The sequence below is a fragment of the Alcaligenes nematophilus genome (genome assembly GCF_026344155.1).
GTDB lineage: Bacteria > Pseudomonadota > Gammaproteobacteria > Burkholderiales > Burkholderiaceae_B > Alcaligenes > Alcaligenes phenolicus.
On record NZ_JAPKMZ010000008.1, the window covers coordinates 17,997 to 31,256 of the forward strand.

9 protein-coding genes and 3 tRNA genes are annotated in these 13,260 nt (G+C 54.0%); 4 read left to right on the forward strand and 8 right to left on the reverse strand.

The genetic code is table 11. The annotated features are described in order from the left end of the window. Nucleotides 1–313 precede the first annotated feature (313 nt). Nucleotides 314–2,866: an HsdM family class I SAM-dependent methyltransferase gene (locus OSH04_RS18235; protein ID WP_266109016.1), complete on the reverse strand. Its 2,553-nt coding sequence runs from the start codon at nucleotides 2,864–2,866 to the stop codon at nucleotides 314–316. A gap of 163 nt (nucleotides 2,867–3,029) precedes the next feature. Beyond that, a tRNA-Thr gene (locus OSH04_RS18240) sits at nucleotides 3,030–3,105 on the reverse strand. Between the two features lie 265 nt (nucleotides 3,106–3,370). Between OSH04_RS18240 and OSH04_RS18245 the strand changes: the two genes are divergently transcribed. Further along, nucleotides 3,371–3,754, forward strand: coding sequence for an MAPEG family protein (locus OSH04_RS18245; protein ID WP_021446846.1), 384 nt, complete (start codon nucleotides 3,371–3,373; stop codon nucleotides 3,752–3,754). A gap of 104 nt (nucleotides 3,755–3,858) precedes the next feature. Here the strand turns inward: OSH04_RS18245 and OSH04_RS18250 are convergent, their stop codons facing one another. Next, the gene (locus OSH04_RS18250) at nucleotides 3,859–4,947 is read right to left on the reverse strand and encodes an AI-2E family transporter (protein WP_035268966.1); all 1,089 of its coding nucleotides are present in this window, start codon (nucleotides 4,945–4,947) and stop codon (nucleotides 3,859–3,861) included. Nucleotides 4,948–5,185: 238 nt separating this feature from the next. Then, nucleotides 5,186–6,763, reverse strand: coding sequence for a Na/Pi cotransporter family protein (locus OSH04_RS18255; RefSeq protein WP_266109017.1), 1,578 nt, complete (start codon nucleotides 6,761–6,763; stop codon nucleotides 5,186–5,188). A gap of 217 nt (nucleotides 6,764–6,980) precedes the next feature. Between OSH04_RS18255 and OSH04_RS18260 the strand changes: the two genes are divergently transcribed. Beyond that, nucleotides 6,981–7,427: an IrmA family protein gene (locus tag OSH04_RS18260; RefSeq protein ID WP_035268971.1), complete on the forward strand. Its 447-nt coding sequence runs from the start codon at nucleotides 6,981–6,983 to the stop codon at nucleotides 7,425–7,427. Nucleotides 7,428–7,541: 114 nt separating this feature from the next. Here the strand turns inward: OSH04_RS18260 and OSH04_RS18265 are convergent. Next, nucleotides 7,542–7,617: transfer RNA gene (locus OSH04_RS18265), tRNA-Asn, on the reverse strand. 546 nt (nucleotides 7,618–8,163) lie between these two features. Between OSH04_RS18265 and OSH04_RS18270 the strand changes: the two genes are divergently transcribed. Then, on the forward strand, nucleotides 8,164–9,306 hold the full coding sequence (locus tag OSH04_RS18270; RefSeq protein WP_266109018.1) for a porin: 1,143 nt from the start codon (nucleotides 8,164–8,166) through the stop codon (nucleotides 9,304–9,306). Between the two features lie 262 nt (nucleotides 9,307–9,568). On the opposite strand, the gene OSH04_RS18275 is transcribed toward OSH04_RS18270, so the two are convergent. Then, nucleotides 9,569–9,644 (reverse strand) — tRNA-Asn (locus OSH04_RS18275). A 332-nt stretch (nucleotides 9,645–9,976) separates the two neighbouring features. Here OSH04_RS18275 and OSH04_RS18280 point away from each other — a divergent pair. After that, nucleotides 9,977–10,897, forward strand: a complete 921-nt coding sequence (locus OSH04_RS18280) for a DMT family transporter (protein ID WP_266109019.1) — start codon at nucleotides 9,977–9,979, stop codon at nucleotides 10,895–10,897. An 18-nt stretch (nucleotides 10,898–10,915) separates the two neighbouring features. Here the strand turns inward: OSH04_RS18280 and OSH04_RS18285 are convergent, their stop codons facing one another. Next, nucleotides 10,916–12,139, reverse strand: coding sequence for a patatin-like phospholipase family protein (locus OSH04_RS18285; protein WP_266109020.1), 1,224 nt, complete (start codon nucleotides 12,137–12,139; stop codon nucleotides 10,916–10,918). Nucleotides 12,140–12,261: 122 nt separating this feature from the next. Next, nucleotides 12,262–13,167 (reverse strand): LysR family transcriptional regulator, encoded by a 906-nt coding sequence (locus OSH04_RS18290; protein WP_266109021.1) that lies wholly within the window; start codon nucleotides 13,165–13,167, stop codon nucleotides 12,262–12,264. Between the last annotated feature and the right edge of the window lie 93 nt (nucleotides 13,168–13,260).

Genomic DNA, 13,260 nt, shown 5'->3' on the forward strand with positions numbered 1-13,260 from the left:
CGAATGCCGCGAGGGGACTGCCTGCTGTGCGTCGCAGAGATGGACCCGTTATCCCGTCAGTCAGTCGGGGCGGGCCTCGGCTGTTTGGGCCGCCGAAAGCCGAGCGTCGGTGGCTGGTGGCGCCGACAGATCAAATATTGCCTGAGATTACCGCGCGCAGATACCAACGAATCTGCGTTCGTTTAGGTGAGTCCCGGAGGTCGTTCTCGGCCCTGGTGCTCAGCATCAGGGCCGACGTACCCTAACGCGGCACGGGCCGCCTGGTGAGATCGTGCGGCCTATCTCGGGTCAGAGTGGGATACTCAGCCAGCCGTCAAACTTGGACTACGTGGGCTGACCTAGGCTGAATGCTAGCTGCCGGCATATGGGCTTCTAGTTCGTTCTTAACAACTCGAGCAAGAACCATTTGTCCAGCCATAACCTCTTTGATGCGTTCTTCAATCGCAGTTCTGACGCCAGCTGTACTGATTTTCGGTAGCACAATTTTCCCAATATCTTCAGTCGCAACAGATGACAGTCCATCTGATCCGGTAGCACGAGCACGCATTTGAACTCTGAAAGCCTCGGAAGATAGGCCAAAAATCAAGTCAGGCAGCAACGCTTCTTGTCCAGGGATAACCTCGAAATGCGTGCACCCTGTTGTAACAAGCAACTTGCCGTCTTTCGCCTCATCCCCAGCCATCATCCATTTTCCGGCGCTTGACCAGATGTTTGCAATGAAAACATCACCTGGAGCTGCTGCCAATTTGGCACGATCGGGCAATGCCCAGCCATAGTAGTTCTCCGATATATAGGCCCCGAAGTTTTCGTAAATCTTCTCAATCTCTACATACCTATATACGGTGCTGGAGGATCGTTTCGGACGCCGATTCACTGGTCGTAAGACATTTTCTATCTTGAAGTGCGCTCCGCCAAGAATGGCATCGCACACAGCTACGTGCTTAGGACTCCAGAACTTTGGGTCAAGGCAGAGATCTTCTCGCGCTAGAACCTCTGACGCTTGCACTGTCCAGCCACCAGAGGAGTTAGCCTCGGGAACCCCAGCGGCCAGCCATGGGAACGCATCAACAACTGTTGAGGAATACAAATCGTTTAGAACCCGATTGAAGTCAGCATCCAGAACGGGCTGATTGGATTCGTCCAATATGACTGACCCATCATTTGGATCGCGCTTATATATGCGACCAGATCGCTTGCTTTGTAGATCCCAGCCGACTTTCTCAACCAAGTTAAAGTGAATTGGAAAATCAGCACTAGCCTTGGCATCGGTCAACGGGGTTTCTCGTTTCTCCAAAACGACAACTGATGCAGAAACGTCGGCACCAGATTTTTTGAACGTAAATCGAGGAAACCCTATCACTGCTGCAATGCGAGCGTGGCGCAGGAGCCATTTCCGAAACTCTGTATAGCGCGGGCTTCGATTTCCTAGATAGCCATTGGGCAAAATGATGCCAACACGGCCTCCTGGGGCAATCGACTTCAGACAAACTTCGACGAACAGAACACCGGTTTCTTGGGAGGCGAGAGGAATGCGTTTTCCACCACTATCCTCCGTGCCCATCTCGTACAGTGCTAGAACGTCCTTTCTTTTCTCAACAATTCGGGTTCCAAAGGGAGGGTTGCAAAGTGCAACCGTGTAGTTACCTTCGTGCTTTCTCACCTCTTTCAGACTATCACCGGTCGTGATATTGGATCGGCCATCTCCGTTGAGAATCATGTTAAAGACAGAGAGGTTGACTGCCATATCTGCAATGTCAACACCATACAGTTGGGCCGACACATCTGCCTTATGTCGTTCTGCTGCAATTCTCTTTGCACCCACCAGGAAGTCAGAAGTACCACAAGCAGGGTCTTTAATCAGATCTCCAAATTTTGGATTGACTATACGCACAACCAAGTCGATCACTTCGTATGGAGTGAAATATTGACCTAGATCGACCTTGTAGAGGAATCGGCCAAAGTACATGAAAAAATCTTGCAGTACTTGGGGAGACGAACCGAGGATATTGATTGGGCACAGGATTTTGGCTACATCCTTCAATGTTGAGCCTGTGCTTGCAATTTTTTTCGATGGCTTTTTGGGCAGCAGAGGACCATAAATCGCCAGAGATTGGGAGAGCCCGGACTCAAAAATACCTACCACGTCTGTGTCCGAGTGCTTTTGCATGCTGAAGTCTTGCAGAAGCATTCGCCCATTTGCTGCCTTGCTGCTTTGCTCGTCAAAAATCTTGACGAGCAGTACTTGAAAAAGAATCTGGTAACGATCATCTTTGGTATGCCCCGCTTGATGCAGAACGTCATCAAGTTTGGCAAACCTCGTGACTAGATCGAAAGCAGGCTTCAGATCGTTGTAGTGAATATCTTTCGCACCAAACGCCGAACCGAAGGCCGGCAGCATGGCAATGGAAACTTCTTTGATTTCTTGATGGGTCCCTTTGTCTTCTTTGAAAAAAACAGATTGCTCGACGTCATCCCAATACATGCCGAGAGCATCTTTGGAGACAGCAAGTTCTAGGGCTGGCTTGAGCTGATTGGTTTTGGCGGACTCGGCGTCAGCAGAGTCGCGTTTGATTTCGGCCACCACTTTCATATATTCCCGGCGCTTTCCTTCTGGCTGCAGTTTCACGGCAGCCACAGGCCTGTCGTAGACCACGACATCAGCGCGCAAAGAGTTCTTTCCTTTGTGCCCGAACCTGAGAACCACCGTCTCGGATTCAATCCGCTCTTTCGGGTATCCCTTTGACAATAAAAAGTTGATGCAATCAATGCGCCGCTTTTCTTCCGTGAACGTCAAACCGTCCTTGGCTTTCAGCTTGGCCTTGAGAGCACCCCGAATCGGGCAAAAGAGTTGAGGATTGGTGGTCATTATTTTACCTTACACTGTGGTGTAATGGAATTCTCGCACACCTCCGCAGGGACAGCAAGAGAAACCCTACACCGTAGTGTAGGGCTGTACTTTCCTGGATTTGAGTGTTGGTGACGGGGAAGTAAAAAGGCCACCCGGTGAGGGGTGGCCTTTTTACTTCAAGTGGTGCCGGCAAGAGGAGTCGAACCCCCGACCTTCGCATTACGAATGCGCTGCTCTACCAACTGAGCTATGCCGGCTGAAACCGAAACTTGTTTAAATCGTGTCTGAACTACCGAGGCGGTAACCTGGCGGCAGTCCTAAGTCTTTGCCGTATATAGCTTTTTCCTCATAAGTCAAAGCAGCCGCGTCGCGATTACGAATGAGCTGCTCTACCGACTGAGCTACATCGGCTAACCTAAGACGATAAGTATATCCTGTTTTTTTCGGGTTTGTAAATTCTGCGCACGCATTTGGGCTGCGGCGTGCTATGTTGGGCGTTTTCAGCCTGTGAAGGGGACGACGATGCTGGGGATCAAGATCAGTTTGGTGGTAGCGGCTTTCTTGCCTTGGTTGGCGGCGATTTGTGCCAAAGCCGGTGGGGCGGGCTTTACGAATCATGAGCCTCGTCCGTGGCTGGCCAGCCTGTCGGGCTGGCGTGGTCGGGCCAATGCGGCGCAGGCCAATGCATTTGAGGCTTTACCGTTCTTTTACGCGGCTGTCTTGTTGGCCTTGTGGTCGGGGGCGGACGCCTTGCGCGTGCAAAACCTGATGATTTCCTGGATTGTGCTGCGCGTGCTGTATTTGCTGATGTACATAATGGACAAGGCCACCTTGCGTTCGCTGGTGTGGTTCCTGGCCTTGGCCGTCAATATCTGGATTGTGTTCCTGCCCGTGCTGCGGACTTGATGAAATGAAGAAGGGCCTGTTCTGTGCTTTTGATCAAGCATGGAACAGGCCCTGGGATTGTTTGCTTGGACTATTGGCAGGCCAGCCGCAAAGCTGGCCTGTTTTTATTTGCCGTTGCTTTCTTGCTCTTCCGCTTCCACGCGGGCGCTGACGGCTGAAGGGAACAGGTCCCAGCAGGCAATGAACATGGCGGCGATCAGCGGGCCAATCACAAAGCCGTTCAGGCCGAAAATCGACAAGCCGCCCAGGGTGGAGATCAGGATCACGTAGTCCGGGATCTTGGTGTCTTTACCCACCAGCAGGGGGCGCAGCAGGTTGTCTACCAGGCCGATTACCAAAATACCAAAGGCGGTCAGGATGATGCCGGGAACGTAGTGGCCCGAGACAAAGAAGTAGATGGCAACCGGAGCCCAGATCAGCGAGGCGCCCACGGCAGGCAGTAAGGACAGCACGGCCATCAGCACACCCCAGAACAGTGCGCCTTGAATGTCCAGGAACCAGAACATGACCCCGCCCAGCGCACCTTGGGTGGCTGCCACAGCGATATTGCCTTTGACGGTAGCGCGTACCACAGTGGTGAATTTGCGGAACAGATGAGTTTTCTGGCCCTCGCTCAGAGGGATCAACTGGCGGTAATGACGACCCAGCTCCACGCCATCGCGCAGCAGGAAGAACAGCATGTACAGCATGATGCCCAGGCTGACCAGGAACTGGAAGGTGTTCTGGCCAACGTTCAGGGCTTGTTTCGTCAGGAACTGGCCGCCTTGCACGGCAAACTCAGAGAACTTCTCTTGCAGGGATGCAAAGTCATGCAGACCAAAACGAGCGGCAAAATCCGTCACGCTAGGGGGCAGGGCATTCAGTATTTTTTGCAGGTAGGCGCCCGGATTGAGCTGACCGCTATTCATCAAATCGTACAAAGAGGCGATTTGTTGAACCAGGGAAATGGAAATCAGGATGACCGGAATAATGACGATCAAAATGATGACCAGCAAACTGATCAGGGCAGATAGAGACCGCCGGCCTTTGGTTTTAGCCAGCAGTTTGCGTTGTAAAGGGGTAAACAAGATAGCCAGAACGGCACCCCAGAATACGGCTCCATAAAAGGGAAGAAGTATCCAGACAAAGGCAGCGGATACAGCGGCCAGCAAAAGCAAAAAGGTATGGAATTGTAGATTTGGCCGGGTGGACATGGAGTTTTTCCATTAGCGTGAATTTGAGCCGATTGTAAGGGGGAATCCTTACTATGAGCGCTTGGTATCTGTTTATTGGGTTTCTGTGGGCTTTAAAACACGCTTGTTTTGCATATTCTTGTCATATGAGTTTTGCGCGGCAGGAGAGCCCCAAAAGCTGCTTTAAGTATGAAGGGTAAGCTGGGGGCGCCTGCTTGCGGGTAGCGGCGCCAGCCGGGTTGATGCATGGGCTTGGGGCTTATTGCTCCGGTTGGCGAGCCCGCTGCAAGTAATAGCTGCTGCGCCAGACATGCTGGCTGCTGCGTTCGAACCAGCGATGGGTGTCTGTGATGCGCAAGGTGCGTGAGACATCATCATGGCTTTGTGGCGCGGCTAGAAGCTGACTGCGAACGGCGCTTAACAAATCAGCCAGGGCCTGGGCTCTGGCTTGTACTTGCTCTAGCCAATCACCAGGAGCTTGTCCGTGCAGGCCCTGCTGCGCCAGGGTATTTAGCGCTGTGGCCAGGGTTTGGGCTTGCTGGTAACGATTGTCCTGCAGGTCCGTGCTGGGCGGATGTTGCAGCCGGCTGCGCAGGCGCTGCATATGGTCAATGGTGTGCAAGAGCGCGCTGATACGGGCGGCAACGGCGGGATCATCGGCAGCGCTGGGGATGCGCAATACAAATTCGTAGGCTTGATCCAGGACTGTCTCGATTTGCTGCAGGTCGGCAGTGGCGGTGCTGGGGCGGCTCATGTTCAGACTGTGCTGATACAGGTTCAGCAGGCGCTGGGCCAACTCTTCCAGGGTGCGTTGTGTGGTTTCCAGGGCCAGGGCCGGTACTTGCAGCAAGCTGTCGTCCAGATGGTGCTGGGGGCGGGCAGCCCGATCGGGTACCAGGCCTTGTACCCAGCGAGCAAACTGCTGGGTAAAGGGCAGGCACAAGGCGGCCCCCAGGCCAATGAACAGGCTATGGAAGGCCGCCAGTCCCAATGCACCGGGAGGAACGTTGATGTAGGAGCCTGTGGCGTACATGGCTTTCAGGAACAAGGGCAGGATCAGCAGCCCCAATAGACCGGCAATAACGTTGAACAGAATGTAGGCGATGGCCGTGCGTTTGGCGTAAATGGTGCCACCGATCGCAACCAGTACGCCGGTCAGGGTGGTGCCTATGGAGGCACCCACGACAATGGCGGCGGCCTGGTCAAAGCTGACGGCACCGGCATCCAATGCGGTCAAGGTCATGGCGATTGCGGCGGTCGAGGATTGCAGCACGGCGGTTAGAGCCAGGCCAGTCAGCATGATCAACAGGTGTGCGCCATAGCCTCCTGTCGGCATATGGGCCAGGCTGAAGCTGGCTGCCAGCCCTTGCATGCCGTCTTGCAGCATGCCCAATCCTAGAAATAGAGTGCCAAAGCCCGCCAGTGCCCGACCCAGCTCCTTATAGCGACCGGGGGCCAGTAGTTTGAGCAGGGCACCCAAGCCGATCAACGGCAGGGTGTAAAAGCCCAGATTCACTTTCAGGCCCAGACCGGAGATGATCCAGCCGGTGGCGGTATTGCCCAGACTGGCACCGATGACTACGCCTATGGCTTGTGTAAAGGAGATCAGGCCCGCACTGACAAAACCAATCAGTGTGACGGTGGTGGCGGTAGAGGATTGGGCCAGTGCGGTAATCAGGGCACCGGAAGCAAAGGCCTTGATGGGCCTGCCGGTAAACGCCAGCAGGATCTGCTTGAGAGAGCCACCCGCAAAAGCCACCAGTCCTTCGGACAGCAGCATCATGCCAATCAGGAAAAGGCCAAGCCCCCCTAAAAAGGGGAAAAGAGTATCAAGCATAAAAGAGTGCAAGCAGCGAAATAATCGGCAGGTTCCGGCGCGACAGACCGGGATAGGAATCAGGATGCTGCATTATCGCCAGTTACGCAGCCTATGGAGTGAAATACTTCAGTGTTGCAAACTGGACGTTTCTGGAAGCGTATGTTGCAAACACAGCGGTCATTCTCTTTTTTGTGTATAAGAGCGCTTGGGCTTCTATTGCAAAAGAGAGGGCAATGTGGATTTTCGTAAAAGTGTGAAGCTGGCTGCAGGGGCCATGCTGCTGGGTAGTTTGATGGCTGGCCAGGCACAGGCGGTGCAGATGTGGCATTCCGATACGGTCTTTGCGAATCAGGGAATGTGCGCTGCGAACTTTACTTTTGATTCCCAAATGGAGCCGGTGCAGCAGCTGAGGGTTCATATTCAGGTGCTAAGCAAGAAGAACAATAAGCTGGTGGCCGAGGATGTGATCGAGGTGGACGATTTTGGAAGTTCCAGTGCCGATCGCTATGCCACTGGTTATTGGTATAACGAAATCGCTTGCGATCAGAATTTGCGGGTGGTGGTGACGGGAGCGACTGCAGTGATGAATGGCGAGCGTGTTGATTTGTTGGCCAAGGATCTGCTGGAGGTGGAGAACTTCGTGCCGTATGAGATCAGCATCACACCCGCAGGAGCCAAGTAAGCGATTCTGGATAGTGATCTTGCAGACAAGGCCTCTTGAGCAATCAAGAGGCTTTTTTCATGAGGCCAGACGTAGAAAAGCCCAGCTACTTACGTAGCTGGGCTTTTGTATTTTTGGCTCCCCGACCAGGGCTCGAACCTGGGACCTGCGGATTAACAGTCCGTCGCTCTACCGACTGAGCTATCGGGGACCAGCAAAGAAAATAATTATAGGGTAAAGCTATCGAGATTGTAAAGAGGTATTTTATGGGAAATGTATTTTCATATACGCAAAACTGGATGTGGCCTTGGCAATAGGCGTAAATCCTGATTTTTCCGTTGGGAACATACCGTCTGGTCAATAAGGCTTATAAGCCCGCTTTGTAGCAAATGGTTGCAAGCCTTTTGTTTATTGGCTTTGCGCCTGTTTAGCCCATTTTTTGCTGAATTCTCTGTAGGTGAAAAACTAGGGAAAATGCGTATGAAACCCAGTAACCACGCTGGATTCAGTTTATTGACATCAATATTGTTTATGTCTGAAATATAAATACTTGCAGTATATGTGTCTCAACTATCAAGCCCCTTTCATCCCTGCTTCAGGGCTGATCTGTTGAGCAGTTTTGCTTCAAGAAATAGGAGGTGGTGCAGGGGTTTGGCGTCGAAAAATCAGCTTTTCAGGCGGCAGTGCCCAGCACTTGATCAAGAGTCGGACAACGATAAGAAATCCGGCATTCAGACGTTTACAGAGAACAGAGAACATGAAAAAAACTATCTTGGCAGCCTTGTTGATGCCTGTATTGGCGGTTCCCGCCTACGCCGCATCGAACGTGACCTTGTACGGCGTGGTGGATACAGGCCTGGGCTACGAGCAGTGGAAGGGGAGCGACCTGAAAGGCGGCGCAGAAAAACAAAGCCGTTTTGGTCTGTACGATCAGGGTTGGATGGGTAACCGCTGGGGCCTGATGGGCAGCGAAGATCTGGGTGGCGGTCTGAAAGCCAACTTCATGCTGGAAAGTGGCTTTGATCTGAGCGATGGCAATATGCGCCAGAACCGCTTGTTTGGTCGTCAAGCCACCTTGGGCCTGAGCGGCGAATCCTGGGGCCGTGTGGATCTGGGCCGTCAAACTACCGTGACTTCCCTGTACGTTGCCGGTGTAGCCAGTCCCTTTGGTGGCAACGGCTACCAGTACGGCGTGGGTGCTGCATTTGATGCGGCCAACACGGTTCGTTACGACAATATGGTCGCCTACCAGAGCCCCGAGTTCTCCGGCTTCCAGTTCGGTGCTGGCTACTCTTTCAACACCAACGGCGCACAAAAGTGGGATCGTAGCGGTTTGACTGGCAATGCCATCAACAGCGACGACGCTAACGTGAAAGCCTTTAGCGTGGCCATGCGTTACACCAATGGTCCTTTGAAAGCGGCCTTGAGCTTTGACCAGGCCCGTTATGGTTCGGCTCGTGAGCAAGGCGGTAATCTGGTCGCGGCTCAAAGCGGTAATGTCAGCTCCTGGAACCTGGCTGCCAGCTACAAATTCAGCTTTGCCACGCTGCATGCTGCCTTTGGCCAAAGCCGCAATGGTTACATCGGTGGCTCGCTGCAAACCGAACAGTTTGGTCCTGGCCTGCATAAAGACCTGAAGGTCAACTCCTACGCGTTGGGCGTGACAGTTCCTACAGGCAAGGCCGGCTCGGTTCTGGCTTCCTGGACCATGGCTGATCCACGCTCGACTCCACGCAGTACCGATGATGCCAAGACCCAGCACGTATTTAGCGCTGGCTACCTGCACAACCTGTCCAAGCGCACCAATCTGTACGCGATTGGCTCTTACGCTCGCAACATCGGCTACTACAGCGATCTGAAGAGCACGGTTGCCACGGTCGGTATTACGCACCGTTTCTGATCTTTCTGACTGATTCTGCCAGTTCCGGGTCGACGTAGTGCGTTAGCAGCGGCGGCATCGTCCCGGGCAGGGGCTAGGTCAGGGGAAAAGAGCCACAGCGGGGCTGCATCAACATGCAGTCCCGCTGTCTTTTTTGGGCTGAGGGATTTTGTTTGTCCAAATGTTAATGGCGCCGTTGCTTCGTGATGGGATAGACGCGTTTTGCAGGGACAAAAAAAATCAGCCCAAAGCAAATGCTATGGGCTGATTTCAATGGTTTTCTTGGCTCCCCGACCAGGGCTCGAACCTGGGACCTGCGGATTAACAGTCCGTCGCTCTACCGACTGAGCTATCGGGGACCAGAGAAAAAGAATATAGCATGTATTTTGCGAAGTGTGCAAGTTTTCATAGAGGGACAGCACAAAAGTTTTGGCATGTTGGCGCTGCTTTCAGGGGTGGGCAGGCTAAGTCTTTGTCTTTATTGAGGTAGTCGGCTCGCTGTCGTTTTATTCGCGATATTTCGGTTTTGGAGGCTTGCACGCTCTAGTGTGCCATTGGCTGCAATATTGGCAGGGTCAACGTGGCCGCTGCCAGAAGCAAAGAGTAGAATCGACGGCTTGTTGACTCTTTTTTTCGCTGGGGCCAGCAGCTCTTGTGCTGACAGTGTCGCCCTGCAAAGTGATGAATTCCCATGCAAGCTAGTCAAAGCCCCAGTGCGCAGCGCAGTTCCTTTTTAATTGGACTGGCCCTGTCGGGGGGCGGCTCTATTCTTTTCTCCGCCAAAGCGGTGGTTGCCAAGCTGACCTACCAATACGATGTCAACGCCTTGACTGTGATTGGCTTTCGAATGCTTTTGTCGCTGCCTTTCTTTCTGGCTATTGCCCTCTGGCAGGTGAAGAAAGTACGGCAGGGCAAGCTGGCCGCACTGACTGGCCGCCAGAAGCTGGAGCTGGTGGTGCTGGGCTTTCTGGGCTATTACCTGGCCAGTTTGCTGGACTTTATCGGCCTTGAATATATTTCGGCAGGACTGGAGCGGCTGATTCTGTTTTTGTCGCCCACCTTTGTGCTGATGTTCTCCGCCATCTTTCTGAAACGACGGATTCTGCCTAAACAATGGCTGGCTCTGGCGCTGGCCTATCTAGGGGTAGGCTTGGTCTTTGTGCAGGACTTGAGCCTGACCGGCGATGATGTGCTGCTGGGCGCGCTCTGCGTGTTGGGTTCGGCCATTTCCTATGCCATTTACCTGATTGGCTCGGGCGAGCTGCTCAAGGCCATTGGTTCTACACGGCTGGTGGCTTATGCCATGTCTTTCTCGGCGGTCTACACCCTGATTCACTTTTTCGCTGTGCTGGGGTGGCAGGGGCTGGTGCAGCCTGCACCGGTCTATGGCTTGTCCATGATTCACGCCGTTTGCAATACGGTTCTGCCGACCTTTATGACTATGTGGGCGGTGGAGCGGATAGGCGCGCCCATGAGTGCTCAAATGGGGCTGATTGGCCCAGTCTCGGTTCTATTTCTGGCGAACTGGTTCCTGGGGGAACCGATTACGCTCATGCAATTGCTGGGTACGGCCTTTGTACTTAGCGGCGCGATGGTCTTGAGCCGCCGCTAAGTCCCGGCACAGGCTGGCTTACTTGCCGTTGTTGGCCAGCCGTTTTTCGATTTCGTCGCGGTGCACGTCGTAGGTAGTGAAGCCGGCCAGGTTCTCTGGCATATTCAGCTTGTCCCTGTGTATCAGCGTCTGGCGAATATCATCCAGACCGCTACGCCAGTGCTCGCGCATGGTCATGCGACCAAACTGATAGTCCTTGTAGTGTTGCTCGTAGGGCTGGTTGCGATAAATCAGGTGCACCACGTTGTAGCGCTTGTTACTGGCCAGTTCTTCGGCCAGACGGCAAGGCAGCAGGTCTTTGCGTTGATCTTCGGGGATCAGCGCTAGCAGCTCTGACAGGATATGGCGCATGTACTGCGAATGGCGCATGTCCTCGGTCACCATACGGGTACGACTGGAGTAGCGGATCTCGTTCAAGCGGTCGCTGACTTCGCCCATATTGTTGGGCACCGGACCACGCGCACTCCACAAGTCCACTTGAAAGACCAGAGTGTCCCGGCGGGGCGACTGGTCCAGTACATAAGACAGTGGTGTATTGGAAACCAGACCACCGTCCCAGTAATACTGACCATCAATTTCCACGGGGGCGAAAGCCGGGGGCAGGGCACCCGAGGCCATGAAGTGCTCGGCTCGCAAGGTGGTGCGATGATTGTCAAAATAAACAAAGTTGCCCGTGCCCACGTTGACCGCACCTACCGAAATGCGCTGACGCTTGTCATTGATACGATCAAAGTCACATAAACGCTCCAGCGTGTCTTTCAGGGCGCTGGTGTCGTAATAGCTGGCTCCTTCGGGCACGCCCGGTGTGGCTTGCATCGGAGGGGGGAAGCGGGGGCGGAAAAAGCCGCGCTGTCCCAAGACCAGGGCGTTGCTGGCATTGAAGGCGCTGATGGCCTCGCGCATCACATCGTTGATACCAAAGAGCGCACGTTCCAGGCAGGCCGGGCTGGACCAGCCATAGTAGGGCTCGCAAATGGTATTCCAGAATTCCCGCAGGCGTTCTACCTGCCGCTCGGGGGGATTACCCGCAATAATCGCGGTGTTCAAGGCCCCGATCGAGATGCCGGATAAACAGTCTGGCTCGATTCCTGCTTCCAGCAAGCCTTCATACACACCGGCTTGATAGGCCCCCAAAGCACCGCCACCTTGCAACACCAGGGCTACCGTTTCGTAGGGGGGCAAATAAGAGGGGCGGGCAAAAGCGGGGACATCTTGCGCTTGTGGCGTAGGAACAGTGTTCATGGCATCACTCGGTTCAAGAGGTGGGCAGGAGAGCGGGACTTATGGTCCCTTCTATTTGTGCTGCACTGCAGCAAGAATAACATTGCTGCGGGTGTCAACCATCATCAGAATGCAAACTTGCGTCAATTTTCAGGCCTGGGTGAACCGGACTCCGGGCTGTGTAAATGCTCCGCAAAGGCGCTTAACACCTGGCTGCGGTAGCGTTCCTTGTGCAGGACCAGGGATAGACGACGTTTTAAATCCAAAAAGGGAGTATCCAGGATACGTAGTCGCTGATTGGCAACAGCATCCAGGGTGGCCGCCTGTGGCAGACAGGCCAGACCCAGCCCGGCGATGACGGCCTGTTTGATGGCTTCCACCTGGCCCAGCTCCATCAGCACATGTCCACCGGGCAGCACATTCAAGGCTTGTTCGGTCAGCGCTCGGGAGGCCGAACCACGTTCGCGCATGATCCAGCTCATGCCCGCAAAGTCCTGTTTTTCCAAAATGGCCTTGGTGGCGAGCGGGTGATCGGGGGCGGCGCAGACGACCAGCGCATCTTCGCGCCAGATCCAGGTTTCCAACTGAGGGTGATTGACCGGACCTTCCACGCAGGCAATGTCGCAGCTGTGTTCCAGCAACTGATTGATGATGTTGGCTGTGTTGTCCACCGACACGTGCAGGGACACGCGCGGGTGCTGGCGCACAAACTGCCCCACCAGATCCCCGATCAGATAGTTGCCGACGGTATTGCTGGCTCCGATGCGGATTTCACCACGCAACTCGCTTTCTTCCTGCTGGCTTTGCATCTCCCGCAGGCGCTCCAGAATTTCGCGAGCGTGCGGCAGCAATTGCTTGCCGCGGCTGGTCAGCTGCATGCGCCCCGGCGTGCGCTCAAACAGGGGGCAATCCAGCTGCTTTTCCAATTCGGCCAAAGCCATGCTGGCGGCGGGTTGGGACAAGTGAATCTGGGCTGCGCAAGCGCGCACGGTGCCCAAGGTGGCAATGCCTACAAACACTTCCAGTTGTCTGATGCTGATCGCATTCATGATAAATAAAATTGATACTTACGATAAGTAATAATGAATTTTTTAATACTCCGGGTCAACCTAAAATTACTTTTACTTATTACATATCTGGAA